This is a genomic window from Streptomyces sp. NPDC047079 (assembly GCF_040643755.1).
GTDB lineage: Bacteria > Actinomycetota > Actinomycetes > Streptomycetales > Streptomycetaceae > Streptomyces.
The window spans coordinates 1-25,005 of sequence record NZ_JBEYUZ010000032.1; the positions used below are offsets into that span (position 1 = coordinate 1).

At 67.4% G+C, this 25,005-nt stretch carries 22 protein-coding genes and 1 pseudogene; 10 read left to right on the plus strand and 13 right to left on the minus strand.

Annotated features, from left to right (window positions below):
• Positions 1 to 1,161, plus strand: a pseudogene (locus ABZ823_RS27420) (type I restriction endonuclease subunit M); the annotation flags it as partial.
• 53 nt (positions 1,162 to 1,214) lie between these two features.
• Here ABZ823_RS27420 and ABZ823_RS27425 read toward each other — a convergent pair.
• From ABZ823_RS27425 to ABZ823_RS27450, 6 genes are all read right to left on the minus strand, one after another.
• On the minus strand, positions 1,215 to 2,039 hold the full coding sequence (locus tag ABZ823_RS27425; RefSeq protein WP_361665526.1) for a phosphotransferase: 825 nt from the start codon (positions 2,037 to 2,039) through the stop codon (positions 1,215 to 1,217).
• Entirely contained in the window at positions 2,020 to 2,928 is a 909-nt protein-coding gene (locus tag ABZ823_RS27430; protein ID WP_361665527.1) for an aldo/keto reductase, read from the minus strand. Before ABZ823_RS27430 ends, ABZ823_RS27425 begins: the two co-directional genes overlap by 20 nt.
• On the minus strand, positions 2,925 to 4,115 hold the full coding sequence (locus tag ABZ823_RS27435; RefSeq protein ID WP_361665528.1) for a cupin domain-containing protein: 1,191 nt from the start codon (positions 4,113 to 4,115) through the stop codon (positions 2,925 to 2,927). Before ABZ823_RS27435 ends, ABZ823_RS27430 begins: the two co-directional genes overlap by 4 nt.
• 16 nt (positions 4,116 to 4,131) lie before the next feature.
• Positions 4,132 to 4,278, minus strand: coding sequence for a hypothetical protein (locus ABZ823_RS27440; RefSeq protein ID WP_199931939.1), 147 nt, complete (start codon positions 4,276 to 4,278; stop codon positions 4,132 to 4,134).
• Positions 4,279 to 4,634: 356 nt separating this feature from the next.
• Positions 4,635 to 5,051 (minus strand): hypothetical protein, encoded by a 417-nt coding sequence (locus ABZ823_RS27445; RefSeq protein WP_361665529.1) that lies wholly within the window; start codon positions 5,049 to 5,051, stop codon positions 4,635 to 4,637.
• Positions 5,051 to 5,470, minus strand: a complete 420-nt coding sequence (locus ABZ823_RS27450; RefSeq protein ID WP_361665530.1) for a hypothetical protein — start codon at positions 5,468 to 5,470, stop codon at positions 5,051 to 5,053. Before ABZ823_RS27450 ends, ABZ823_RS27445 begins: the two co-directional genes overlap by 1 nt.
• 119 nt (positions 5,471 to 5,589) lie before the next feature.
• On the opposite strand from ABZ823_RS27450, the gene ABZ823_RS27455 reads away from it, so the two are divergent.
• The 4 genes from ABZ823_RS27455 to ABZ823_RS27470 are packed head-to-tail and all read left to right on the plus strand — an operon-like array spanning position 5,590 to position 8,624.
• Positions 5,590 to 6,633 (plus strand): hypothetical protein, encoded by a 1,044-nt coding sequence (locus ABZ823_RS27455; protein WP_361665531.1) that lies wholly within the window; start codon positions 5,590 to 5,592, stop codon positions 6,631 to 6,633.
• On the plus strand, positions 6,630 to 7,319 hold the full coding sequence (locus ABZ823_RS27460) for a YdcF family protein (protein ID WP_361665532.1): 690 nt from the start codon (positions 6,630 to 6,632) through the stop codon (positions 7,317 to 7,319). The genes ABZ823_RS27455 and ABZ823_RS27460 overlap by 4 nt, the downstream gene beginning before the upstream one ends.
• Positions 7,320 to 7,347: 28 nt before the next feature.
• Positions 7,348 to 8,073 (plus strand): WbqC family protein, encoded by a 726-nt coding sequence (locus ABZ823_RS27465; RefSeq protein ID WP_361665533.1) that lies wholly within the window; start codon positions 7,348 to 7,350, stop codon positions 8,071 to 8,073.
• The gene (locus ABZ823_RS27470; protein WP_361665534.1) at positions 8,070 to 8,624 is read left to right on the plus strand and encodes a flavoprotein; all 555 of its coding nucleotides are present in this window, start codon (positions 8,070 to 8,072) and stop codon (positions 8,622 to 8,624) included. The genes ABZ823_RS27465 and ABZ823_RS27470 overlap by 4 nt, the downstream gene beginning before the upstream one ends.
• A 12-nt stretch (positions 8,625 to 8,636) precedes the next feature.
• Here ABZ823_RS27470 and ABZ823_RS27475 read toward each other — a convergent pair whose 3' ends face one another.
• The gene (locus tag ABZ823_RS27475) at positions 8,637 to 9,032 is read right to left on the minus strand and encodes a hypothetical protein (RefSeq protein ID WP_361665535.1); all 396 of its coding nucleotides are present in this window, start codon (positions 9,030 to 9,032) and stop codon (positions 8,637 to 8,639) included.
• 25 nt (positions 9,033 to 9,057) lie between these two features.
• Positions 9,058 to 10,632 carry a hypothetical protein gene (locus ABZ823_RS27480; protein WP_361665536.1) on the minus strand — a complete coding sequence of 525 codons (1,575 nt, stop codon included), beginning with the start codon at positions 10,630 to 10,632 and terminating at the stop codon, positions 9,058 to 9,060.
• A gap of 514 nt (positions 10,633 to 11,146) precedes the next feature.
• Here ABZ823_RS27480 and ABZ823_RS27485 point away from each other — a divergent pair.
• Positions 11,147 to 14,998: a P-loop NTPase fold protein gene (locus ABZ823_RS27485; RefSeq protein WP_361665537.1), complete on the plus strand. Its 3,852-nt coding sequence runs from the start codon at positions 11,147 to 11,149 to the stop codon at positions 14,996 to 14,998.
• Positions 14,999 to 15,208: 210 nt separating this feature from the next.
• Here ABZ823_RS27485 and ABZ823_RS27490 read toward each other — a convergent pair whose 3' ends face one another.
• The 4 genes from ABZ823_RS27490 to ABZ823_RS27505 all read right to left on the minus strand — a co-directional run bounded on the left by ABZ823_RS27490 (position 15,209) and on the right by ABZ823_RS27505 (position 19,772).
• Complete coding sequence (locus tag ABZ823_RS27490; RefSeq protein WP_361665538.1) at positions 15,209 to 16,891, minus strand: mobilization protein; 1,683 nt, start codon at positions 16,889 to 16,891, stop codon at positions 15,209 to 15,211.
• A gap of 4 nt (positions 16,892 to 16,895) precedes the next feature.
• Positions 16,896 to 17,297 (minus strand): MobC family plasmid mobilization relaxosome protein, encoded by a 402-nt coding sequence (locus ABZ823_RS27495; protein WP_361665539.1) that lies wholly within the window; start codon positions 17,295 to 17,297, stop codon positions 16,896 to 16,898.
• 389 nt (positions 17,298 to 17,686) lie between these two features.
• Positions 17,687 to 18,994, minus strand: a complete 1,308-nt coding sequence (locus ABZ823_RS27500) for a DUF3631 domain-containing protein (RefSeq protein WP_361665540.1) — start codon at positions 18,992 to 18,994, stop codon at positions 17,687 to 17,689.
• Between the two features lie 535 nt (positions 18,995 to 19,529).
• Entirely contained in the window at positions 19,530 to 19,772 is a 243-nt protein-coding gene (locus ABZ823_RS27505) for a helix-turn-helix domain-containing protein (protein WP_361665541.1), read from the minus strand.
• A 467-nt stretch (positions 19,773 to 20,239) separates the two neighbouring features.
• Here ABZ823_RS27505 and ABZ823_RS27510 point away from each other — a divergent pair, with 467 nt between their 5' ends.
• Both ABZ823_RS27510 and ABZ823_RS27515 read left to right on the plus strand, forming a co-directional pair.
• On the plus strand, positions 20,240 to 20,551 hold the full coding sequence (locus ABZ823_RS27510) for a helix-turn-helix transcriptional regulator (RefSeq protein ID WP_361665542.1): 312 nt from the start codon (positions 20,240 to 20,242) through the stop codon (positions 20,549 to 20,551).
• Between the two features lies 1 nt (position 20,552).
• Positions 20,553 to 21,896, plus strand: a complete 1,344-nt coding sequence (locus tag ABZ823_RS27515; protein ID WP_361665564.1) for a tyrosine-type recombinase/integrase — start codon at positions 20,553 to 20,555, stop codon at positions 21,894 to 21,896.
• A 66-nt stretch (positions 21,897 to 21,962) separates the two neighbouring features.
• On the opposite strand, the gene ABZ823_RS27520 is transcribed toward ABZ823_RS27515, so the two are convergent.
• Positions 21,963 to 22,460: a hypothetical protein gene (locus tag ABZ823_RS27520; protein WP_361665565.1), complete on the minus strand. Its 498-nt coding sequence runs from the start codon at positions 22,458 to 22,460 to the stop codon at positions 21,963 to 21,965.
• Between the two features lie 421 nt (positions 22,461 to 22,881).
• Between ABZ823_RS27520 and hemL the strand changes: the two genes are divergently transcribed.
• Positions 22,882 to 24,201 (plus strand): glutamate-1-semialdehyde 2,1-aminomutase, encoded by a 1,320-nt coding sequence (hemL, locus tag ABZ823_RS27525; RefSeq protein ID WP_361665543.1) that lies wholly within the window; start codon positions 22,882 to 22,884, stop codon positions 24,199 to 24,201.
• Complete coding sequence (locus ABZ823_RS27530) at positions 24,198 to 24,872, plus strand: histidine phosphatase family protein (RefSeq protein ID WP_361665544.1); 675 nt, start codon at positions 24,198 to 24,200, stop codon at positions 24,870 to 24,872. Before hemL ends, ABZ823_RS27530 begins: the two co-directional genes overlap by 4 nt.
• Positions 24,873 to 25,005: the final 133 nt, after the last annotated feature.

Consider the following 25,005-nt stretch of genomic DNA (forward strand, 5'->3'; position numbering starts at 1 on the left):
CTTGGTGCTGGTCATGAGGGGGTGGTTCTCCTGTCGTGCCCTCTCAGGCTAACCCGACGAAGCGGGACGTCTCACCCAAGGCTGACAGAGAGGGCTCTGTGCGAGTGGCTGCGGACCCGCGCAGGCGAGGAGGGTGGCGCGTATCCCCGCATCTCCATGAACTCGCCAGCGCCGGTCGAGCTCATCAGGGACTCCGAGTTCAACTCACTCCTGGACGACCTCGACGGTGGCAAGGAAGCCCTAGCCCGCACCACCTCCAGGATCCTGCCGAACGTGTTCCGCGACCCGCAGGCCGGCCTCGACGAGATGCGCCGCACCGCCAAGGCTTCGGCGTATGAGGCTCGGATCATCGGGGAACTCGTTCAGCCGCTGGGTGACCCGGTATGGCGAGCCGAGTGGAGCTACCCGTACCACGTGGCGGCGCTGGCTCGGCAGTACCGCATAGCCACGACACTTGCCCAACGCAAGGACGCGCTGCTCAAACTCGCCGAGAGCGTGGCGCGCTGTGTCGGTGGGCTCGCCCTCGCGGTCCGGATCCACCGTCGACAGAGCTTCGACGACACTCTGCGCGGTCCCTTCAAGAAGGGCGGCGGAGCAACCTTCTGGACGTGGCAGAGTCAGATTTCAGATCTGGTCAAGGACGGACCCGTCCCCGAACTTCCGGAGCTGGAAGGGGCGCTTGACTCCGACGGTGTATTCACCCTGCTGGATCAAATTCGTGGGATGAGAAACGATTCTAGTCACGCGAGCAGGGTGCAGCCGGAGCACGAGCTGGAGCGGGAGGTCAGTCTTCTGGAGCCGGTGGTCGTATCAACCCTGGAATCAGTGGGATGGCTATCCGGCCTCCATTGGGACCTCGTTGACACATGCGCGTACACAGGCAATGGCGGGTTCACCCTGATCGGACGCCGCCTGAGGGGCAGCCACCCTGATTGGGAGCCCTTCGAGCGACCGTATCCAGGCACCGTCGAGCCGAACCGTATCTATGTACAGAGCCCCTCATCCGCTCAACCATTGACGTTGTGGCCCATTGCACGGGCTGAGGTGTGCACGGAATGCGACGCGCGGGAGCTGTTCCTGCTGCACAAGATTGATAGGACCAGTGGGGCAATTATCTTGCGCTGTGGCAGGGATCACACGTTCCCGCGGGACAGTACCTAGAGGAGGGGATGACCTTGAGCCTCCTTCTACGCGTTGACAAACGACTCCGCTGTTCAAGCCAGTTCTGCAGCCAAGTCGCGCAGCATTGGTACGAGTTCCGGATGGTCCCCGCGTGAGGCCGACTGTAGTAGCTCGGTGATGACGATGATTTGAGCGATGCGTCCGAGCTCTGTCTTCAGTACAGGGAAAGTGTTGCGGACGCGGTTGGTGAAGGCCGGGACGAGCAATGAGTAGGCCAGCAGCATGGCGGCGTCGTAACCGACCGGAGCCATGCCGAAGCCCTCCCAGTCGAGTAGGTAGGGGGTGGTGCTCGTGAGGTTGGCGGTGTGCAGGTCTCCGTGGGCCGTCATCCAGCCGGTGATCCGGGGGCCGGGCATGTCAAGGAAACGCGGGACGGTGCGGTCCACCCACTCCTGCCGTACGGCCACGCGGTCAGTGGAGACGCTGTTCACGTGCTCCAGGTCGGTGCGTAGGGAATCCCACCACTCGGTCGGAGGATCCAGGTCAGTGCGCAGGACGGGGCTGGAGGAGGTGATGGGCTCGGCGATGTACTGGTGCAGCTCGGCGCGGTACGTGTAGCCGTCGTTGCCTGACTTCTTGGTGTCGTAGAGCAGGGGCTTGTGGATGCGCCCGTCGAATAGCGCGGCGGCTTGGCGATTGCCCTCCCAGATCTTTCCCGCTGCTTTGTCCTGTGGTGCAGAGAGCAGTCTCAGCCAGCAGGCGCCTCGGTTCGGGTGCGCGACGTGGCTGCTGAGGGTTCGGCCGTACCAGCCCCAGACTTCGGGGCCAGTAATCGTGGCGCCCAGCGTCTCCGCTGACCGCGCGAAGGCTCGGCGCATGCGCTGCTGGTCCGCGAGGTCAGGCGGTGGCGAGTACATCCAGCACCTTTCGCAGCGTGGGGGCCGGGATGGAGGGGCTCCGCAGGGCTTCTTGTGCCTCGGCCCAGTGTGCCTGGGTTGAGGCGGAGAGCAGAATTCGTGTCACCCCCGGGCATGAGGCTGCCGCGAGGAGGCATGCCTGGGCGGTGGTGAGGTCTGGGTTCAGCAATGCGGTGAGTTCGCGCGTTGCCAGGTCGGCCAGCTCGCCGCCGAACAGAGGTGCCGAGGCGTATACCTGCCATCCGAGCTCGGCGGCCTGTGCGATCGGGCCATCGCCGTCCAGGGCTTGGACGAAGGCGGTGACGGTGACGAGGGATACGGGCAGTTGGACGGCTCGCAGGTGGTGCTGCTCCGTGCCAGCGGCTTCAACCGCCAGTTGGTGCAGGACGGGGGTGCTCAGGACACCAGTTTCGAAGCCGTCCCAGGTGGCGACGCCATACGCGGTCAGGGCGCCGGCTGTCGCTTCTGTTTCGAGGGCGGTGAAGGCGTCGCGCAGCGCTTCGTGTGGGTCGCCGTCGGTGCGTTCGGGGTTGTGCACGAAGACGAGGTCGAGGTGGTCACGGCCGAGTTCGGTTCGGTTGCGGGCGCACTGCCAGTGGACGTACGGGAGGCTCAGGCAGTGCCCGCGCTCCGCGTCACCGGTCGCGATGACTCCGTCGTCAACGGCGTCCTCCGCGGTCTGCGTGGTGAGGAATCCGATCTTCGTTGACACCGGGATCGGGTGCCGAGCGAGGGTCGGCGCCAGCAGCGACTGGGCCTGCCCATCAAGGTAGTTGGGCGCGGTGTCGATCCACGCTGTCGCTGGATCCGCGGCTACGCGGGCCACGGCGTCGCTCAACGCGGATGGCCGAATGCGGTAGGTGCCCAGGCCCAGGGCTGCCTTCGTCATCGCTCGCTTTTCCTCTCCATCGTGATCGCTTGGCCGACCATGAGTTCGGAGACGACAGCCGCCACATCTGCGACCGAGATTCCGGCTGCCTCGGCCAGCTCGCCGAGAGAGACGGCGGCCGGCGCGGCCGACATCAGCCGTTGGAGCAGCGGCACGGCCTCCTTCGCCATCTCCCACTCGTTGTCGCACGCCCGGAAGATCACCCCGTCCCCGTTGGACCCCAAGAGTGCCCGGGCGGTCGTGAGCCTGACACGGACGTTCGGGACTGCGGGGACGCTGGTGAGGTGGGGGAGACTCGGCCGCAGGCGGGTGAGGTCGGTTCCGTCGCGCATCGCCGTATACCGGAGGATGAGGTCTGGGTCTTCCAGAGCGGTGGTAACCGCGTTGCGCAGCCGCTTCAGATAGATCGCTTGCGCGGCGGCGGTCGCGTGTACGGGCAGGTCTTCGCGCAGGACGTCGTGTCGGCGCAGGTCGTCAGCGAGCCAGGACAGGAGCTGGGCACCGGTGGTGCTCTGGACGCCGAAGGTGAGGTGGAGCGAGTGTTCGCCCTCGGAGGCCGCCACCGAGTGCCACCAGCCACGGGGTAGATACAGCACGTCCCCAGGCCGAAGCACGAGTTCCGCGACCGGCTTCTCCGGCGGCGGTTCGGGCTCGTCGGTGTCCTTGTACATGGGGGCGGTACGGGTGGGGCCGTACAGCTTCCAGCGTTTGGCGCCGTCGATCTGGGTGACGACGACGTCGTGGTCATCCCAGTGCACGCCGAAGCCCTCGCGCGCTGTCCACGAGGCGTACAGGTTGGCCTGCACCCCCGTGCGCAGCCACCGTTCCAGCTCCATGGCTGCGCGGGCGACGGGCGGGTGTAGTTCGTCGACGGCGTCGATGACCAGGGAGGCGCCCTCGGCGAGCCGGGCGTGCAGCTCTGCGGGGTGCAGGCGCTGCCAGATGGTGTGCCGGCGGGTGGTGACCGGCGCGGTGTAGCGGTAGGCCGGCAGCATCTCGCCGTCCGCGGACAGGCGGAAACGAGGTGGCTCCAGGCGGTGGGTGGCCAGGATGGTGTTGACGTCGTCCCAGGTGATCAGCTTGTCCGGGTCCTGGATGGCTGCGGGGACGTGGCGGTAGCGGCGGTGGAGCACCTGGGCCAGGAACTCGTCCTGACCCAGGCGCGCCGCCAGATTCAGCGGCGACAACGCGTTTCCTCCCGGATCAGTCGTTGCCGTCGGTGCGGCCGGTGCTGCCGCCGTCGGACGGAGTGACGCCGCGCTCGCGGGCGGCCTGGATCCGGCGGCGTGCCTTGACCAGTCCGGCCGGGGTCGGCCCGGTCGTCGGGGCAGTGGCGGTGTTGTTCTGCATTGGTCCTCCTGTGGTTGGGATGAAGTGGTCTTGCGGGCCCGCCCCGGACGGTGCTCGACCTGTCCAAGGGCGCGGGCGGTTGATCAGCCCGGGGCGGGGGTTGGCGGCCCGCCCCTGCCGGGGCTTCTCGAGGTGGGGAGCCTTCCGATCAGCTACATCCGGCAGGGACGGGGACTCAGGGGCCGGCCTGGGCGGTGGAGACCGCGACGCCGATCACGAAGCCGCACGAGGCAGAGATCAGCACGATCAGCAGCGGGCCTGTGTAGCGGGCCAGCCGGCCCACTGTGTGGCCCATCACGGCTTCCACCACGCCTGTCGCGGACGGTTGATGACCTCCGACACGGCTGCGTGGGTGTTCACCGGCTCGCCTCTTCCAGAAGGGCGCCGATATACGGGTGCTGGAGGGCGGCGTGAAGGGTGTCGGCGTCGGTGAGGGTGTCGTCGTCGGGGAGTTCGCACCAGCCGCCGAACCAGTCGTCGATCAACTCCAGGCTGGGCGCGACGAGCCATGAGTTGATGGAGAGGTGCCGTACCGGCAGGTCGCTCCAGCTGTCGGAGGCGCCGGTCTGGATGGCGTAGTAGAGGCGTTCGTTGGGCCCGTCGTACAGCACCGGGCCGATTGCCGCTCCAGTAGCCCGCAGGTGCGCCAGGGCCAGGAAGCCCATCTCTGCGGGGGTTCGTACGAGGTCCCAGCCGTCGCCGACGCGGAGCAGGCGCAGCGTGGGCACGTCGTTGACCATGGGGGCGCTGCGCAGCGCGTCGCGAACGGACATCAGGTATCTCCCAGGCGCTGGAGGTCGGCACTCGCTCCGAGGGAGGGCGCGGAGGCCATTGTCGGCCTGGTAGTGGAGCGGACCACGAGCAGACGGGCTCTCGACACCGTTATCTGCCGCTTCCGTTCGCTGGCAACGCACTTCGGGCCGAGGTGGCTGAGGGCGGGAACCACGGCGCCATAGGTGTCGGGTAGTTCGAGCGCGTCGAGGAGTCCGACGAAGGCGGGGGAACGAACGGCCACTGCTGTGTCGCGGTCGGTGAATACGCCGCACAGGGTCAGTTCATGCTGTCGGCAGTACTCGGTGAGGCAGCCGACGAGCGCCGCGTGGCGGGCCAGGCCGCCGGTCACGTGGCGCAGGTAGCCGAAGACCTGGGGGAAGGCTACGGAGCGGCGTTCGGTGATGAGTTCGTCGTCCATGCCCACAGCTTCGATCGCTGTGAACGGCCTTGAAATGACCTGCTGTTGTACTTCCGTTGCACTTCCCGCCCCATGTCGTCACCGAGAGTGCTTCCATACGTGACGGAGGGAGGTCATCCGTGGTCAGCGTGCAGCAATGGACGGGTCGGGAGGCGAGCGCCCTGCGCGCCGCGCTGCGCATGAGCACGCGTGCTTTCGCAGAGCACCTCGGTGTCGCACTGCGCACGGTGGCCAAGTGGGAGAGCCTCGGGGCCGAAACGCAGCCCCGGCCGGACACGCAGGCCATCCTCGACACCGCCCTCGCCCGTGCGGACTCTGCCGCCCATTCCCGGTTCGAGGCGCTGTTGTTCCCCGAGCGGAGGAGCGCGCGGCCGGCGGACTACGAGGCCTGGACCGAGGACATCGAGCGCGCTGTCGTCTGCGTCAGCCGCCAGAACTTCCCCTTCGCTGCCACGCTGTTGAACCGCTGGCTGGGCAGCCACGACCCGCATCGCCTGGACGACAAGGGCCTCTACCTCTACGGCCGTTCCCTTGTTCTTCTCGGCGACCTTCAGCGTGACCAGGGATCGATCCTCGGCCCGCTCTCTGCCCGGCACTCGTATCTGAGCGCCCGCGGCATGTTCTCCGAGCTCGACATCCCGCGCCGCGTGGCCCAGATCGAGCTCTCACTCGCCGTGGTCCAGGAGATGTCCGGCCAGCTGGAGGTCTCGGCCCGCCAGTACGAACTCCTCGCCGCAGACGAGCGCTTGAGCCCCCGCGACCGTGCCAGGGCTCGACTCTGGGTGGGAACGGCCCTGAGCAAGGAGGGCAACAACGAGTACGCCACGAACGCGATGACGGCTGCCACTCGTGCCTTCGAGGATCTGGGCGAGCCGGAGGACTGGTCGGTCGCCCACCAGAAGCTGGCCCTGGCCTACCGCGGTGCCGGCGACCTGAAGCAGGCCCTGCACTACATCGACATCGCGCGCACCACCGGCACGGTCGACTCCCCGATGCAGCGGGTGAGGCTGGACACCGCGTACGGGCACATCCTTCTGTCGGATGCGGCGACCCGGAATGATGGGCTGTCCGTCCTCGATCAGGCGGCACAGGTGGCCCGGCAGTACGGGCTGAGCCACCAGCTGCGCAGTATTGAGGGCATCCGAAAGGGCCAGCAAGGATGAGCCAGGGAGTGCCAGTGCCGGAGCACCAGCAGCGCCAGATCACCGACGAGCAGTTCCACGACGCGACGCTGATCTGGAACTACCACCAGATGGGCCACGAACTGCGGCCCTGCTCGGCGGCGATCGGTCTGGGCAGCCACGACCTCGGGGTCGCGACTACTGCGGTCGACCTTTATCGCGCTGGCCTTTTCCCGGTCGTGGTCTTCAGCGGCGGCAACAGCCCCACCACCCGCGCTCGCTTCCCGCGCGGCGAGGCCGTCCACTACCGCGAGCATGCGCTGAGCCTGGGGGTGCCAGACGAGGCGATCATCGTGGAGCCGATGGCCGCAAACACCGGCCAGAACATCACGTTCTCAAGGGAGTTGCTGTCCGAGGCCGGCATCGCGGTCGAGTCGTTGCTGCTGATCTCCAAGCCGTACATGGAGCGCCGCTCGTACGCGACTTGCCGCAAGCTGTGGCCCGAGGCCGAGGTCGTGTGCGCCTCGGAGCCGCTGGAGTTGGACGACTATATCAAGTCCATCGGCGACGAGAAGCTCGTCGTCGACATGCTCGTCGGGGACCTGCAACGGGTGATCGAGTACCCAAAGCTCGGCTTCGCCGTGGAGCAGAACGTACCGGGGGATGTGCATGACGCTTATGAGCGCCTCTTGGGCGCCGGCTTCGACAGCCGCCTCATCAGCACCTGACACACGCCGACTCCAGGCGCCCGGCGGGGTGTGCGCGATCCATCAGCCGAACCTGTTCCCGCGGCTGTCCACGCTGGCCAAGCTGTACGCCGCCGACCGGTGGATCGTCCTCGACGACGTGCAGTTCGCGCGACGCGACTACCAGCACCGTGCACGGCTCGCCGCCCCGGACGATCCCGACCGGCAGCAGTGGCTCACGCTCCCTACGTGCCTGCCCCACGGGCGTCCCACGCTCGTCAATCAGGCACGACTGGCCGACTCACGACGCTCCCGGCGTACTGTCCGGCTGCTCATTCGCCAGTTCTACGGCCGTAGCCCCCACTGGGCCTCGGTGGGAGAGGTTCTGGACGCCGTCCTCGACCTGTTCGAGACCACGGACCGTGTGGCAGACCTGGCCAGGACGTCCACGATCGCCTTGCTCACCGCTCTCGGCTGGAGCGGGGAAGTACTGGACAGCAGCGGCGTCCCGACCCGTGAAGGCCGGTCGGAGCGCCTCGCCGATCTCGTCGTGACCAGCGGCAGCACGCACTACCTGTGCGGCTCCGGTGGCCAGCGCTACCTGGATCACCAGCCGTTCGCCGCCCACGGCATCTCCGTTCTTGCTTTCCACACGCCTGTGGACACAGAGGACCGGCTCTGGAGCCGGGCCCGGCGGATCAGCAGCCTCTGGGCATTGAGCGAGCTCGGGCCGCACAACCTCGCGGCCCGGCTGGATGCCGTACGAGAAGCTCAATTCCTTGGAGACTCCGCATGACCAATCCGAGTGCCTCCCACAAGAAGCCCTTCCTGTACGTCGTCGTGTGCGCCTGCGGCATCGCCGGCGACGTCGGCAGGCTGATCGCCGCCGCGCAGGAACGGCACTGGGACGTCGGTGTGGTCGCCACCCCGCAGGGTCTGGGCTTCCTGGACACCGAGGCGATCGAAGCCCAGACCGGCTATCCGATCCGCTCGGCCTGGCGTACGCCGGGCGAGGCCCGACCCCTGCCACCTGCGGACGCCATCGCGGTCGCGCCGGCCACCTTCAACACGGTTAACAAGTGGGCTGCCGGGATCTCCGACACCCTTGCCCTGGGCGTTCTGTGCGAGGCGTACGGCATGGGCATCCCCACGGCCGTCCTGCCATACCTGAACACGGCCCAGGCAGCCCATCCCGCCTACCGCCGAAGCCTGGACCAGCTGCGCGAGATGGATGTTCGGATCGGCAGCTACGAGCCGCATCGACCCAAGGCGGGCGGCGGCGCAGATCGCTTCCGTTGGGAAGAAGCCTTGGAGCTGCTGGAGCCCAGGCTCCCTGGTTGCCCCTGAGGGGCGGCTTGGTCAGGAGCTGGGAAGCAGAGCCAGGACGGTGGATTGGACGAGCTGGGCGGCGCCGAGGAGGTTGGGGATGCCGCCGCAGCGTTCGACGAGGTTCTGGAGCATGTAGCGCACCGTGCCGGGCTCGCGTTCGGGTTCGTCGAGGCGCGGCGTGATCATGTCGAGGTCACGCAGGGCGGCGTCTGCTTGGGGGTACTGGCCACGCAGTCCTTCCAGGCGTCGCCGGAGGTCCTCGATGCTTTCGCGGGCTTTGTCGACGGCTTCGTTGGTGATGTTGTTGGTCTGGGTGGCGTTCTGGGAGAACGGGGCGGCCTGGGCGGGCCCGGTCATGTCGCCGTTGTTGATGATCCCGAAGTTGGGACCGTTGGGGACCGGGTCGGGTTGGCGGCGGACGGTCATGCGGGGCTCCTGGGGGGCTTGCGGCTCAGTTCGTCATGGAGGGGTTGGCGGAGAACGGAGTGGCCTGTACGGGGCCGGTCATGGTGCCGCCGTTCATGACGCCGAAGTTGTAGATCGCGGTGGCCTGTTGCTGGTAGGCGGCGATGTCGACGTTGTGGTCGCGCAGGAAGATCTCGGTGGAGTCGAAGACGCGGCGCTGCATCATCTGCACGTAGTAGCGGGCGTCGTCGTTCATGTGCATGTCCTCGAGCCAGCGGACGCTATGGACCTCGCGGAGGCTGACCGGTCCGCTGCCGGGATCGAGTTCCGGGCGCTTGCGCGGCTTGTGGCGTATCAGCCGGTCGAGTCCGATGTAGATGTCGCCGAGGGCGTTGAACGCCGTGCGGGCGAGCCACTTCAGGCTGCGGGGGTCGGCGGGCTTGAGTCCGGCCACCTTCGGGTTCAGCGGACCCATGATGTGCGGGCGGACGGTGACGCGGAGGAAGCCGCCCTGGTAGGCGAAGTGGACGAGTATGGCGGCGATTAGTTCGCCATTCCAGGCGGTGACCCGCGCCCAGATGTAGCGGCGGGCGATCTCCTCGGCGGGCTTGTCGCCGAAGCTGTCCACGGCGAGGGTGTGCAGGCTGCGCCAAGTGTCGTCGTCGGTCTCGTCCCACCGCTTGTAGTGGATGCCTGCGATCCCGATGACCTCCATGCGCGGGATGGGGTGTTCGCGATGGTGAGCGGGTGCCGGGTCGTCCAGGCGGCGCGCGACATGAGCGTGCAACTGGGCGACGGCGAAGTGCTTCAGCGGCTTGCGGGCCACCGGCTTGTTGTGCTTGGCCAGCGCCTCCAGGACGGCCTTGGCCACGTCGGCCATGTCGGGCTGACCCGGGCTTTGCGTCGGTGAACCGAACCCTGGGGGTGGCCCGGTGGTGTCATTTTCCTCGTCCTGACCCTCGGGCGCGGGCTCCACGTCGATGCCGATGACTGCCTCGTGCCATGCCTGAAGACCTGCTCCGAGGAATCGGTGCCGGTCGCCGCTTGGACGGCGCTCGTAGAGGTACGGCAGGGCGTGAGCCTGCACGGCCGGCGTGGGCGCGTGCAGTTCGCCAGCCAGCAGGGCGTTGAACCGCATTTGTGCCAGATAACGCTCGACGAGGTAGACGCCCCACACACCGCCAGGCAGGACCAGAGCCGCCCAACCCGCCGTCAGAGCGCCGGCCATCGCCTGCCAGACCCCGAGCGCGATCATCGCGGTGACAGCTATTCGTCGTCTTCGCATGTGGCGGATGGCACGGTCGCTGGCGTGGATGACGGGTTCCTGGTGGAATCCGTAGACCGGCACCGGCCGCGGCGACTTCTTGATGCGGCGCCGGACCCAGACCGCGTAGTCCTCGCCCAGCACGACCGACGGAGGCGCTGGCTCGGACGCGTCAGCGGACTTCTCTTTCTGCTTCGCGGGAAACAGCCACCGCAGGCGTTTCCGCACGGCTGCCTTCAGCTTCTTCCACAGGTCTGCGAGTTGGGCGCGGAGCACGGCCAGCCAGTCCGTGCGGGCGAAGGCGGCGGCACTCAACCGGCGGGTGACGCCTTCGGTGTACACGCCGTGACGGATCACGTCTCCGGCGACATCTGCCGTACCCAGCGGTACCGCAGGCGCCGAAAAGACCGACTGATGCTCTGCGAACGCCAACTCCCCACCCCCGTGTCCACCGAGCCGGCCGGGATGACGTCTCGGCAGGCACAAAGGGGCATCGTCCACGCACGCGGCGAGTGCGGCCATAGCGCAAACCCGCACAAGCCGTACGCGGAGACGCTCATGTTGAACATTGACCGAAAGGTGCCTCTAGCCCGAAGCCACTCAATGCATGGTTCGGGTGCTCGGACCTGAACCAAGTGGTGGCGCCGTGGATGGAGACTCCTCGGCTCTGAGTCGAATGCTCCGGACAAGAACCCTTTCCTTCTCCAAGAACTGGATTTCGGATCAGGCCAGCCAGTGTCAGTGCCTACCCGTACGATCTGGACACTTGCGAGTCGTGGAATGGAAGTGACAGGTGGCACGACAGCGACCGTGGGCGATAGAGGACATAGCTATCGCTCAGAGTGATCAAGATCGGTTCGATCACCGTTCGGTGGCGCGACAGTTGACGCGCACGGTCAAGGAGGTGACGCAGTCCCTGGCGATCGGCCTACTGGGCCCCTTCGGGAGCGGCAAATCGTCCGTCGTGCGGCTGTTGACAACTGAGCTGTCTGTAAACGACGACTGGGCCGTTCTGCATGTGAGCGCGGAGCACCACAGCGGAGTCGCCCGAGCACGGGCGTTGATGTACGCGTTGTTGGACGCGGCTCATCAGAAGGGCTTGATCGACAAGGACACGTATCTCGGCGAGCGTGCCTGCCTGGAGGGCAGCCGACAGCGGACGCTTCCGCGTGCGGATCGCGCGGCTGGCACTGCGGGGAAGCCTGATCGATGGCGGTATCTTCGTGCAGCTCGTGACGGTGCTTGCTGGGTACTCGCGATGCTGCTTCTGCTATGGCTGCTTGGCGTTGGTGCTGTCGCAATTGTTCATCTCCTGGGGGCAGGCGGACGCGTGTCGGCCTGGACATGGTTCGCGCCAAAGGGCGCGACCTCGCTCACAGGAGTGCTGGTCAGCGCTGCTGCTGTTGCGGCTGTTCTGGCTGCGGGCAGGGAGGGAGCTCTGCAGTCCCTGAAGGCATACGAAATCACTCTCAGTACTCCGCGGCCCGACTCCACCGATGAGCTGGAGCAGGCATTCGTGCGGCTTTTGCAGCACATCGACCGGCGGTTGGTGATCGCCGTGGACGACATCGACCGGCTGGCCGCTTCGGACGTCCTCGAGGCGCTCGCCACGGTCCGTAGCTTGCTGTTGACCAGTACTCAGCACCGACGTCCACCGGTATTCATTCTGTCCTGCGACGAGGACATCGTGCGCGAAGCCATTGTGGGAGTCCGCCCTGGCCTCGCTCATCGACCGACCACAGGCGTCCCGGAAACCGAAACGGCCGAGCAGCAGTCGGCGCAGACAGGGGATGTCGCTGAGGCCGCAGTACGCAAGGTGGCTGAGGAAGCCGCACAGGAATACCTCAACAAGCTCTTCACCATCCGTCTGGTCCTGCCGGAGCACTACGACGCAGATCTACGCGACTACGCGGAAGAGCTGCTGCTGGGCACCGCACCACCCCACCCCCTGGTGGCAGAGCTTGGCGGTTCGACAGCGATCCGTACGTTGTTGCAAGTACTCGTCCACCGTCAGGTGCGCGACCCTCGACACGTCATCCGACTGCTCAACTCGTTCTGTGCTGACTTTCAGCTTGCCCAGCGCCGAGAGCAGCCAGTCGGGAACCGACCCGCGAGGATTGCGCCAGGAGAAGTCACGGGGCACCCCATTGAATTGGCGCGCCTGACCGTGCTGCGCTACGACTTCCGTGAAATGTACGACGCCGTTCGCGCAGAGCATCGCCTGCTCCATCTCCTGGACGATGCCCTTCTTGGGTCCCAGCAGGCGCTCAGCGATCCGCTTGTCGGCCCTTACAGGGCTTCCGGCCCGGGAGTCCGTCTCGACCTGGACCGATTCCCAGCCCTGGCCTTCTTGAATGCCACGGTCGCCCGTGCCCGCACACAGCGGCCCTTCCAGATCGGGCCTCTGATCACCTTGGGGTCCTCCAAGGCGAGCCGCCTGCTCGGCAGCCAGATGGCTACCGAGATCGACAACGAACTGGTGCAGCGTAACGGGGCCGCCCTGGCCGTCCGTCTTGCTGAAGGCGGACAACGCCTACGCGTGTTGCAAGCAGCGACCGCCTCTTTGGAATCCATTCGACGCGGACAGGACCTCGATAACGCCATCACGGCTGCCCTCGATGCCCTCGGATCCAACGTCGGCACCCTTACGACCGATCCGAGCGAGGAAGAGCAGCAGGCTGTGCATGCTCTGACTGACTGCATCGTCCGTCAACGCGACCACCTCAGCCTGCCCCTGCCCAGCCATCTACTCATCCCGCTGCTGAGCTTGAGCGCTCCCGCACACCTTCCGCGTCTTCGTGAAGCGCTGCGGCCGACACCATCTGAACCAGGTGAAGCCAGATCGTGGGCTGTAGCCCTCCTCACGTTGCCCCTCGGCAGGGATGCCGACATCCTCGCCCCATCCCTGGACGCCTACTTCGACGCTCTTGCTGAAGAAGGTGACAGCCAAGAGTTGGCCTTTTGGAGTAACGAGAGCCGTCAGCAAGTCGCCTCCGACTGGCCGCCCGCGGCACTCGGCGCATTGCTGGCGATGGCGGCGCGTCATGAAGACGTCGAAGTGACGCAGCAAGTCAGCCAACTGATCATCGACTTCGAAGACAGGCATGACTGGGACCGGGCGATCTTGCTGAGCCTGCTCGAATGCTTGTCCTCAAGCCGCGCGGTGCGTCAGGACGCGCTCCGAGTCCTGGCCCACGTCCCGGAGCTTTCTATGGACTGGGGACAAGGACTCGAGCGCGCCGACAACGTTACGTCCTTGGCTGCGCAGCTTGTTCTGGCCGTCGCTCAAGTCCTGCAGGAAGACGAAGACCGCGACACTCAGCTTGCTGCCATGGATCTGCTGATCCAATGGTTCCCGGCGGCGGAACGGCTGTCGGAGGCCGGCGTCGTCACGCAGGCCATCGCAGACGCTGCTGCTGCGTCGGCCACCGTCCATGCCGATCTCGTGGCCGGCGCTGACACGATCCTGGAGCAGCTCGGCGAGGAACAGGGGGCACCCTGCGTTAGAGCCATGGCTGAGCACTTGGCCGCTCACCGCGATGGCAACGACGCTGTTGGCGTCGCCTTGCGCGATCTGTTGATCGGATATGTGCGACGTGGTGAAGCCGTTGACTCAGAGCCGGTAAATCGTGCCGTAAGAGCGTGCACCGAAGCACTCACTGCCGACCTGGAGACTTTTACAACTGCTGGGCGATTTGCGCGGACCGCTCTGGTCATGCTCTTGACCACGGAATCCGGTCGGGATTTGTCTGCCGCTTTGGCGCAGCGGCTCACTACCGCCGTGCCGCCCAGTGACCCGACTCGAGCACAGGAACTGCTCCCTAGCCTTCACTTGCTTTTCCAAGACCAGTCGGTTCGAGAGGGTCAGCTTCCTCCTGCCTTGCAGCACCTCCAGCAGTTTATCAGCTACGGCCACCCAGCGATTCCGCTCGACTTCGCTGCGCACTACATCACCGATCCCATCATTGATGTGAATTGGCTGAACCTCTTCGCTGGGCATTGGGGCAGTCTCCCGCAATCCACGCGTACCCTTACGGCGGCCGTCGCCGAGCGTCCCGAACTGGGAGGCGTCCCGGCTCTGCGGGACAATCTGGTGCAGCATCTACTGGAAAGCGAGGAAGAGGAACCGTGGCGCTACGCAAACCTGCTGTGGCCCCTGGTATCTGCGGACCAGCAAAGCAGTCTGCTCGCCCGGGCCCGCACACGGTGTCCAGCGCTTGGCGAGTGCGCCGACCAGGCCGATGCGGAGTTGTTGAGCGCGGCAATGGTGAAAGCGGGAGATGAATTTAAAGAACTACTTTCCCTGATCGAAAATGCGCCGACATTCGACCATGCGGTCTTGCTGTACCTCAATCACTGTCTGGTGCAGCCAGAGTGGAAGTCCGCCGCAGCAAGGGGAGCTGTTAACGCGTCTAGCGCCTCGGAAGTTATTTGGGATCACGTCTTGTCCTTCATGGGTGAGGATCAGAGCAGCGCGACCCGTGCAGCCGATCTCATGGCCGAGCTCATCGAAAGCTCCCCTGGCGCGCTGCCTAACGATGTCGTCAGCCGTCTGTCTCCCGTGTTGATGAACGCCGAGCCTGATCTGGCTAGGGCCCTTGGCCTCGCCTTGCGGCCCCTTCCGAAGACGGCTCAAAGACTTCGTAAGGCCATGGATGGCAATAGCAGTACCCCCACACAACGGGCACGGAACACGGCGTTTAGGGAAGGAAGCGGTATCTAACAGTGGACTTCCGGCATCCAAACTACGGACGGCGTGGGTGGCGCCAGCTCTGTCCCGCCTACTGAATGCAGCCCACCCTGGATGCGGATGGGGTGGGTGAGATGTTTCTGTATCGGCATGGCCGTATCGGACTGGCAGTTGGCTGGCTGGCCGTGCTGCGGATCACCTCCTGCGGAAAAGGTTTTGGCCTTAAGCCTCCACATCTCAGGATTAGCGACGCCATGCTTGTTGCGGCTTCGGGGACGACGTGGCCGACGTCGTGGGGTTTGACCTGGCGCCGGCCTTCGCTGCCTGGGCCTGTGGTCCGGGGGCGTGGCGCTGGCCGAGGCGGCGGATGCGCCAGGTCAAGGCGCGGGCGGTGCTGCGGGCGTCGTCCAACGAGCGTTGGCTGAGCGCCTGGTTGAGGAGGCTGGACGCGTTGTGTCCCGCGGCCTCCGCTTCGGCGAGCACGGTGGCCAGGGCATCCCAGGCTCGGTCGTTGAGGATGCGTTCGGCGTGCTGGGGAGCCGCCTGCTGGATGTGGAGGGCATAGCGGCGCTTGGTCTGTGCCCCTGGTGTCCGGATGGCGAGGCCGACCAGGACCGGCTCGGCGACCTGCGCATACGCGACCTGCAGATGGACGAGGGCTTGTTCCGCTGCTGCCTCCTGTTGGGCGTGCTGGCGGGTGCGGTGCCAGTGAATCGCGTAGGCGACCGCGGTGAGCGCGACGTCCAGCAGCATTGCCAGCCCGGCACCGTCCCCGTGCCGTGCGGGGTCCTTCCAGATCGCCTGGACGCTGCGGCGCAGGACGCGGGTGCTGTCGAGGTCGGCGGCGATGCGAGAGCGGGTGGCGCGCTCGAAGACGGCCGCGGCCTGTTCGAGTTCGGCCTTCAGTGCCGCCGGTGCGGTGACCGGCAGGAGGTCCAGTACGGCCCCGAGCGCGACCAGCTGTCCTTGCCCAGTGGGGTCGTCGCCGTGGGTGAGGTCGTGGGGGATGCGTTCGGTGGCGGCGGTCGCCTGGTGCCACGGGTTGCCCGGCCGGACGGTGGCCGGTTCGGGGCTTGTGGTGGCGAGGCGTCGGCGGATCTGGGGGAGGGAGAGGTCCGGGGCGAGGGCGGAGCCGGAGTAGAAGACCGGCTCCCCCTTGTCGTTGGTGTCGCCAGGCAGGGCGAAGTTGCAGCCGAGTGCGTCGCCGGACGGGCCGCGCTTGAGGCGCACGGTCACACCCGTTGCCTCCAGCAGGGCGAAGAACTCCGCCTCGTCCCCTGCGGCGGCGACCGCACGGCGGACCCGCCGACGCAGGACATCGCGGGAGGCAGCCTCCTGGCCCAGGCGCTTGGCCTTGAAGTGCTCCTTACTGGTAGGGCGCTTGGCAGCGGTGCCGTCGCCAGGCTTCAACCGCCTCAGTCCGTAGTCGATTTCGATCTGGCGGGCCTCGCGCTGGACGGCGCGCTGGTCGTAGTCGCGCTGGGGGCGGCGGCCGTCTTGCCGTACGAGGGTGGCGGCGATGTGGATGTGGTCGTCGGCGTGGCGGACGGCCACCCAGCGGCAGGCTTCGTCGTCGCCTGCGGGGGCTATGCCGGCGGCGGCCACGATTCGGCAGGCGATGGTGGCCCATTGATCGTCGGTGAGGATGGGGTCTTCGGGGGCGGCCCGGACGGGGCAGTGCCACATGGTGTTTTTGGGTGCCTTGTCGCCGAGCATCTTCACGGGCTGGTCGAGCTGCGCGGCGAGCTGCGCCTCTACCTCCTTGGGGTCGCGGCGGGGGCTGCGGCCGGGGTCGGGGGCGAAGTCGTTCCAGGAGGCCACCAGGTGCGGGTCGATGTGCTCGTTGGCCCGGCCCTTGCCGAAGAGGTAGGCGATCGTGCGGCGCGTGGCCTCTGGCCCCTTGCCGAGGATGATCTTCGGGATCAAAGGCTCACCGCCCCTCGGTGATCTGCGCGACCGCGGTGTCCACCTCGGTGATGGATGCCTCGACGCGGTCCAGGAGTCGTTGGACGGTGTCGGGGTGGGGCCAGGCGCCGTCCTTGTTGAGGTGCCAGGTGAGCTGGTTGAGGTTGTTGCCGATGCCGCCGAGCTGCCGGTTGGCGGCCAACAGCGTCTGCACCATGGTGCGGTAGTCGGCGACGGCCGCGGTGGGGTCGTCGGCGCGGGCGGCGGCGAGCGCGCACTCGGCGACGTAGCCGCCGGGCTGCATGCGGCTCAGGGCGGCGGCCTTCTGGACCAGGGCGAACTCGTCGTCGTTGTAACGGGGGTGCACGCGGCGCTCGCGCAGCTGCTTGTCACGTAGACGGCGACGCGGCGCAAACTGCTGCGGCACATTCGACGACGGCTCGCTGCCCCCACTCCCGGTCGGCTCCCCCGGGCCGACCAACTCCGGTGCCCCTGCGCCGGATGCCTCCGCCCCCTCCAGGGCGGGAGCCGGGTAAGGACTCCTTACCCGACAACTTGCTGCGCGTGTGACGGGGGTGCGGGGCATCTGCTTCTGGGGCATGGGGTGTTCGGGGTGCAGGTCGCGCATCGGAGTACTCCGTTGGTGAGGGGGCAGCAGGTGTGTCACGTGCGTCGCATCCGTCCCATGCCTGGTCAGGACAGGTACGGACACTCGGGCAGGTACGGAGAAGTCCGTCCCGGCGAGGACATCCGTCCCCGCGCTGACCTGCGCGGGGACGGATGCGACGCATTGATACGGACCCTGGGGGAGGCGGGTCAGCGGGCGGGCTTGGGGCCGGCGGGTCCGCCGGGCGGGCCGATGGGCAGCTGGCCCGCCGGGGCGGCGGGCGGCTTGCCCTGCGCCGGGCGCGCGAGTGTGGCGTCGTGCGTGGGGGCGGGCGCTGTCTCGGTGAGGTCGGGGCAGTGGCGGGCCCAGCTGTCGAGGAACCGGTTACGGGCGTACCCCTTGGCCTGCCTGCCCTTGTCGAACCGGTAGTTGGCCGGGCGGATGTCGAAGTCCCGGAGCATTCTGCCCAGGTGGTAGGCGTTGAGCCCGTTGGTGCTGTGTTCCGCCCAGGGTGCGTCGGGGTCCTGGAGCAGGGCGGTGACCAGATCCAGGGAGGACAGGGCTTCGGGGTTGCCGTGTGCCTCGAAGACGCGGTGGATGTCGCGCAGCAGCCGCGTCTTGAGGTTGGTCTGCTCGTCCTGGACGGCCTCGAACCGGGTCATCGCCACGCAGGCTGCACGGGCATGGGCGGGCCAGTGGCCGCCGGCCAGGTCGGCGATGATGACCAGCGGTTCCCAGGTGTCCGCCGCCCGGTCCTCCACCGGCATGGTCGGTGCCATGCGCGCGGCCGTGCCGCGCAGCGGGCCCAGCCAGGCGGCCAGCTTGTCCCGCAGCGCGTTTAGCTCCGGTGTGGCGTAGCGCGAGCGGAACGGGGTCACCTTCTCGCCGGGCTTGCGCTTTTGCATGCGGAGCACGACCGCCCGGTCCGTGATCGTGTCGGGCAGGTCGCCGATCGAGGCCAGTGCGGCCATGGCGAAGGTCGGATACGGGGTCGGCTTGTGCTCTGGACCGGAGATGCGCCAGGCGGGCCGGTTGCGCTGGTGTCCGGCGTTCAGCAGGCCGCGCAGTTCCTCGTTCTCGCCGGCCTTGCTGAAGATGGTGTCGGCCTCGTCCACCAGGATCGTGCGCGGGTTCTTGCCGATGACGCGGAAGAGCACTGCCGTGGACATGTTCACCGTCATGATCGGCTGGTGGACGGTCTCGTGGAGTACGTCCAGCACCCGGGACTTGCCGCAGCCCTTCGTCGGGCCGACGACCGCCAGGCGCGGCGCGTGCTGCAGGACGCTCTGGATGTGCGTGGCCGCTACCCACAGGGTGACCGCGGTCAGCGCCTCGTCACTGGGCAGCACGACGTACTTGCCGATCGCTGCCCGCAACTCATCCAGCAGTACGGCACCCTCACCGGAACCCTGTTCCGAAGGGGCTGCCGGTCCCCGAGGAAGCCGGGGACCGATCTCGTGATCCGGTCCCCGTGCGTCGACGGGACCGGTCCCCTCCTGCTGGGCGGTGTCCGCCACGGGGTTGTCGGTCCCCATTGGTTGGCGGGGACTGTGCTCACGGTCCCCATTGCGGTCCCCTTGTGCACCTGCAGCCTCTTGGAGACCGGTCCCCGATTTCACGGCGTTGGCCTGCGGGTTTGCACCGGATGTCGATTCGGGGACCGGGGCGTGCGGGGGCCGAGTGCCGGGCACGTCGCGGGGACGGTCCCCAACAACGGCATCAGCAGACGGCTGGGGACGGTCCCCGTCTGCCTCCGCATCCGCCGGGTGTTCGGCGGTCCCCGACGCGGTGGACCGTGTTTCCTGCTGATCCCGGCGGCGCCAGGGGATGCCCTCGCCGGGGACGGCTGGAGTGGGCCAGGCGGTGGGGGAGGTGTTCGTGGTGTTGGGGGACGTAGAGTCCATAGGCGTTCCTCTCCGGTGAGGGGCAGGACGGGCAAGGTCCCGCCCCTCACCAGCTTGTTCGATCAGGGATGGGCGATCGGCAGGTGAGTCTTCGGCCCTCGGCGTTGGCGCGCCGGGGGCCGCTTCGTCGTCCGCGTCGGGCGCGGGGTCAGGCCGTGAGGTCGTACGACGTCTGGGCGTCCAGCCACGCGTCCACCTCCCGCCAGCGGTAGCGCAGGTGACGGCCGACCTTGTGGACGTTGGGGCCGATGCCCCGGTACTTCCACTGGTAGAGGGTCTTCACCGGCACTCCGAGATAGGCGGCGACCTCCTCAGGGGTGGCAAGGGGGCCACGCTGGGCAGCCGCGGCGGTGGCAGGGGCGTTGGTTTTATGGGGAGGGGGCTTCGGCACAGGGCTCCTTTTCGGTCTTGAATAATGGGCTGGACAACAAAGCCACACCACCCGGAGAAAAGTCCAGAGTTGGTTCTGAAACTCCTCACTACTTCTTTCGGTGTGGCCGGGGAGAGGGAAACAGTAAGGGGGGATCCCCGGTTGCCGAAATCGCTCCCGCCGGGCCCTAAATTTTCTTGAGGCGAAGCAACCGGTCGAGGTGCCGGAATCCGGTACCTCTGCAGCTCAGAGGTCACACCTGGCGGTCAGGGATGACGTGACTGGCCCACCGGTCATCATGGCTGATGTGTGTTCAAATCACCCATATCGAAAACGGCGAGGGAAGGTAACACGGCGCCTCGGCCGAAACGCCTCGCGATGTACCGGAATTCGACGAGATGAACGCCACTTCGACCCCGAACGACTATTGGAGAGTTTAAGAGCTAACTCTTGCCATGGCCGCCGGCTGCAAGTTACAGCTATCTGTCATGCCCAACCGACCTGTCGAAATAGGCCCCGCCGGCCTTCACACCGCCCGCGCCATCGAGCACCTACGCCTCCTGCGCGGGCTGACCCAGCACCAGCTCGCCGCCCGCTGCACCGCACTGGGCCGCCCGATGGCCAACACCGCCCTCAGCCGCACCGAACGCGCCCGCCGCCGCTGCGACATCGACGACCTCGTCGCTCTCGCCACTGCGCTCGGCGCCCCTCCCGCAGCCCTGCTGCTCCCGTGGCCGGCGCACGCCTGCGCGTCCCACGCCACCTCCCACTCCCTCACCCAGGAGGCCCTTCTTGGCTGACGTGTACGACCGCTGGCACAAGTCCCACCCCAAGCCCACCGAGACGGAGTGCGGCGAACACAAGAGCCGTACGAAGCGGATGGTCCCCACCGGCGACCACGGCGTCGGCAAGCGCTGGCAGGTGCGTTACCGCGACTTGGACGGCCATCAGCGCAAGGAGAACTTCCACACGAAGGCCGAGGCGGACAACCGCGCCGCCGAGGTCGATGTCGAGATCCGGCGCGGCTCCTACGTCGTCCCGGCCGAGACCAAGCAGACGCTCGGCGCCTACGCGCAGAAGTGGCTCGACGCGAACTCCGTCGGCCCGACGACCGCGCTCCGCTACGAGGCGACCGTCCGTAACCACATCGTCGAGCACCTCGGCCAGCGTGAGCTGCGGTCCCTCAACCAGCCCTTGGTCATTCAGGGTTGGATTCGCACGCTCCAGGACGCCGAACTGGAGGTGTCGACGATCGAGGGCATCTTCGACATCCTTTCCAGCATCCTCGGCATGGCCGTGGAGGACGGGCTGCTGCCGAAGAACCCGTGCAAGGCGAAGTCGGTCAAGCTCCCGACCGCGACCAAGAAGAAGATCATCCCCTGGTCGCTGGAGCGGGTCCGGGCGGTCATCGCCGGACTCCCGAGACGCTTCCAGGCCGGCGGTAAGCTCGCCTTCGGCTGCGGCCTGCGCCAGGGCGAGGTGTTCGGTTTCGCGGTCGAGGACATCGACTTCAAGGGCGGCTGGATCCATGTCAGCCGCCAGGTGCGGCTCGTCGGCACGAAGCCCGTCTTCGCCCTCCCCAAGGGCAACAAGATCCGGTCGGTGCCCCTGCCAGCCCAGCTCGCCGTCGCAATCAAGGCCCACATGAAGGAGTTCCCGCCGGTCGCGGTCACCCTGCCCTGGGCCAAGCCGGACGGTGGGCCGAAGACCTTCCGCCTCCTCTTCGTCGACGCGAAGGAGCGGGCGTACAACCGCAGCGTCTTCAACATGGGCGACTGGAAGCGCGCCCTGGCCGCCGCCGGCGTGATCCCTCCCCGAAAGCGGGGCGCGCGCTACCTCCAAGCGGCCCCCGAGGACGGCATGCACGCCCTCCGGCACGCCTACGCCTCCGTGCTCCTGGACGCGGGGGAGAGCATCAAGGCGCTCTCCGAGTACCTCGGGCACTCGGACCCGGGCTTCACGCTGCGGACGTACACGCACCTACTGCCCTCCAGCGAGACCCGCACCCGCAAGGCGATCGACGACGCCTTCACGGAAACGAAAGCCGAGGCGGAAGCGGAAGACGACGGCGACCCACCCGCCGCCCAGGGCACATCAGCACCCCCAGCAAAACCAATGTGCCCTCAATGTGCCCTGGCCGCCTGACGGCCCCTCCCGGGCACCAAAAGGGCGAGGTCCGAAGACCCCGCCCGAAACGACTGAAACCCCAGGTCACGGCCACACCAGGCAATACGGCTGATGCCCCGCCTCATGCAGCCGGTGGCTGAAGTCCTGCCACTCGTGCAGCAGCTGGTACACGTTGAACGCGTCCCGGGGGCCGCCGCGGTCCGGGACCGTGGACCAGATGAACGCCGCCGCGCCCACCGCCTCCTCGCCGATGCCACGCAGGGGGTCCACGACCGTCATGGGGAGCTTGACCACCGCGTAGTCGGGGTGCAGGACCACCAGTTCCAGCGGCGGGACCTTGTGCAGGGGGACGCCCTCGATGCCCGTGAGGACCATCGCCGCCATCGTCTCCGGCTTGATCTTGGTGAACATGCCGCCCATGCCGAGCTCGTCGCCGCCGAGTTCCTCGGGACGCATCGAGATCGGGACGCGGGCTGCCGTGGCGCCGTCCGGCGCGCCGAAGTATTTGTACGTCACCCCCACCCGACCACCATTCCCGCTCCCTACCCTGAGTCGGTCGACCGCGCGGCCCCTGCCGTCGATACGTGCCGCACGCTCGATTCGCTCAGGGTCGGCCGGCGAAGCCTGCGGGCCCTGCGCACCTTGTGCACTGCCCGGACCCTGCGCACCCTGCGCTATCTCCTCATCCGCCGAGCTGTGGGGAACCTGGGAACCGCGCGAACCCTGCGGCTCGTGCGCCTCGTAAGGCCCCTGCGCCCGACGTGTTTCCGCCGTCTCCTCCGCGTCGCGTCGGTGCCTTCCCCGCCGGGCACGCCGAGGACCCAGATCATCGGTCCCCTCGCCCAGTCCGCCACCGCGATGCATATCTCCACCCGACTGCTGTTCTAGGACGCGTGGCCCCCGCCGCGCAACCCGATCATCGTGTCAGTGACCTCCCCCACGGCCGCCCGCCGAAACGTGCGGTGAAACACCTGTCCGCGGGATCTTCGCGGCCTCTGACACCATGGCTAGTGTGAGCTATCCGTACGAAGCCCCAGTTTCGCAGACTCTTTTCGAGCGCGCGGCGGCCGTCACGCCCGGCGGCGTGAACTCTCCGGTGCGCGCCTTTCGCGCCGTGGGCGGTACGCCCCGGTTCATGGTGTCGGGTAACGGTCCCTATCTGACCGACGCCGATGGACGTGAATATGTCGATCTCGTGTGTTCCTGGGGGCCCATGATCCTCGGGCACTCCCACCCGGAGGTGATCGCCGCCGTCCAGGAGGCCGTCGCGCGTGGTACCTCCTTCGGGACTCCCGGTGAGGGCGAGGTCGCGCTCGCGGAGGAGATCGTCGCCCGGGTGGAGCCCGTCGAGCAGGTGCGGCTCGTCTCCAGCGGGACCGAGGCCACCATGTCGGCGATCCGGCTCGCCCGCGGGTTCACCCGGCGCGCCAAGGTGATCAAGTTCGCCGGTTGCTATCACGGGCATGTCGACTCGCTGCTCGCCGCCGCCGGCAGTGGCGTGGCCACCTTCGCCCTGCCGGACACTCCCGGCGTCACCGGCGCCCAGGCCGGTGACACGATCGTCCTGCCGTACAACGACCTCGACGCCGTGCGCGCCGCCTTCGCCGCCCACCCCGGTGAGATCGCCTGCGTGATCACCGAGGCGTCGCCCGGGAACATGGGCGTCGTGCCGCCGCTGCCCGGGTTCAACCAGGGCCTCAGGGATCTCTGCCACGCAAACGGGGCCCTGTACATCTCCGACGAGGTCATGACCGGATTCCGTACCAGCCGCGCGGGCTGGTACGGCATCGACGGCGTGAAGCCGGACCTGATGACCTTCGGCAAGGTCATGGGCGGCGGTTTCCCCGCAGCCGCCTTCGGGGGGCGCGCCGACGTCATGGCGCACCTCGCCCCGGCCGGGCCGGTCTACCAGGCGGGCACCCTCTCCGGGAACCCGGTCGCCACCGCCGCCGGCCTCGCCCAGCTGCGGCTTCTCGACGACGCCGCGTACGAGCAGCTCGACGCGGTGTCGATCGAGATCCGTACGCTCGTCACGGACGCGCTCACCAAGGAAGGCGTGGCGCATCGGCTCCAGAGCGCCTCCAACATGTTCTCCGTGTTCTTCACCGACCGGCCGGTGACCGACTACGAGGACGCGAAGGCGCAGGAGTCCTTCCGGTTCACCGCCTTCTTCCAATCCCTTCTCTCGCAGGGCGTCTATCTGCCGCCCTCGTCGTTCGAGTCCTGGTTCGTCTCCACCGCCCACGACGAGCGGGCGATCCAGCGGATCGCCGACGCGCTTCCGGCGGCGGCCCGGGCAGCAGCGGAGGCCACGGCAGCATGAGTGACATCACCGTCGTCCACCTGATGCGGCACGGCGAGGTCGCCAACCCGGACGGGGTGCTGTACGGGCGGCTGCCCGGCTACCACCTCTCCGAACTGGGGCGGCAGATGGCCGAGCGGGTCGCCGAGCACCTCTCCTCCCGGGACGTCACCCATGTCGTCGCCTCCCCGCTGGAGCGGGCCCAGGAGACGGCCGCTCCGATCGCCAAGGCGCACGGGCTCGACATCGCCGTCGACGAGCGGCTCATCGAGGCCGAGAACGTGTTCCAGGGCAAGACCTTCGGGGTCGGGGACGGCGCGCTGCGGCGGCCGGAGAACTGGAAGCACCTCGTCAACCCGTTCAAGCCGTCGTGGGGCGAGCCGTACGTGGAGCAGGTCGTCCGGATGATGGCGGCGCTGGACGCCGCCAGGGACGCCGCGCGCGGTCATGAGGCCGTGTGCGTCAGCCACCAGCTGCCGATCTGGATTCTGCGCAGCTTCGTGGAGAAGCGGCGGCTGTGGCACGATCCGCGCAGGCGGCAGTGCACGCTCGCCTCTCTCACCACGTTCACGTACCAGGGCGACAAGATCGTGTCCGTGGGATACACCGAGCCGGCCCGGGACCTGGTACCGGCTCATCTGCTGGCGGGCGCCAAGCCGGTGAAGGGTGCGGGCAAGGCGTTCGGAGCCTGAGCCGTCGAGTCGAGGCGTACGTCTTGCCGCTGAATCCGTGCCGCAAGACGTACGCCTAACGGCAAGGCGTACGCCTCGTAACAAAGCGTATTCAGTCCTGGCATGCGGTGTATCTTCGTAAAATCCGCTGCAG

What these genes read in the sequence shown, in the direction of transcription:
- ABZ823_RS27470 (WP_361665534.1), top strand. Translation starts at nt 8,070, where the DNA reads ATGACCAATCCGAGTGCCTCCCACAAGAAGCCCTTCCTGTACGTCGTC.
- ABZ823_RS27425 (WP_361665526.1), bottom strand. Translation starts at nt 2,039, where the DNA reads ATGTACTCGCCACCGCCTGACCTCGCGGACCAGCAGCGCATGCGCCGA.
- hemL (WP_361665543.1), top strand. Translation starts at nt 22,882, where the DNA reads ATGGCTAGTGTGAGCTATCCGTACGAAGCCCCAGTTTCGCAGACTCTT.
- ABZ823_RS27440 (WP_199931939.1), bottom strand. Translation starts at nt 4,278, where the DNA reads ATGCAGAACAACACCGCCACTGCCCCGACGACCGGGCCGACCCCGGCC.
- ABZ823_RS27460 (WP_361665532.1), top strand. Translation starts at nt 6,630, where the DNA reads ATGAGCCAGGGAGTGCCAGTGCCGGAGCACCAGCAGCGCCAGATCACC.
- ABZ823_RS27430 (WP_361665527.1), bottom strand. Translation starts at nt 2,928, where the DNA reads ATGACGAAGGCAGCCCTGGGCCTGGGCACCTACCGCATTCGGCCATCC.
- ABZ823_RS27475 (WP_361665535.1), bottom strand. Translation starts at nt 9,032, where the DNA reads ATGACCGTCCGCCGCCAACCCGACCCGGTCCCCAACGGTCCCAACTTC.
- ABZ823_RS27445 (WP_361665529.1), bottom strand. Translation starts at nt 5,051, where the DNA reads ATGTCCGTTCGCGACGCGCTGCGCAGCGCCCCCATGGTCAACGACGTG.
- ABZ823_RS27530 (WP_361665544.1), top strand. Translation starts at nt 24,198, where the DNA reads ATGAGTGACATCACCGTCGTCCACCTGATGCGGCACGGCGAGGTCGCC.
- ABZ823_RS27510 (WP_361665542.1), top strand. Translation starts at nt 20,240, where the DNA reads ATGCCCAACCGACCTGTCGAAATAGGCCCCGCCGGCCTTCACACCGCC.
- ABZ823_RS27450 (WP_361665530.1), bottom strand. Translation starts at nt 5,470, where the DNA reads ATGGACGACGAACTCATCACCGAACGCCGCTCCGTAGCCTTCCCCCAG.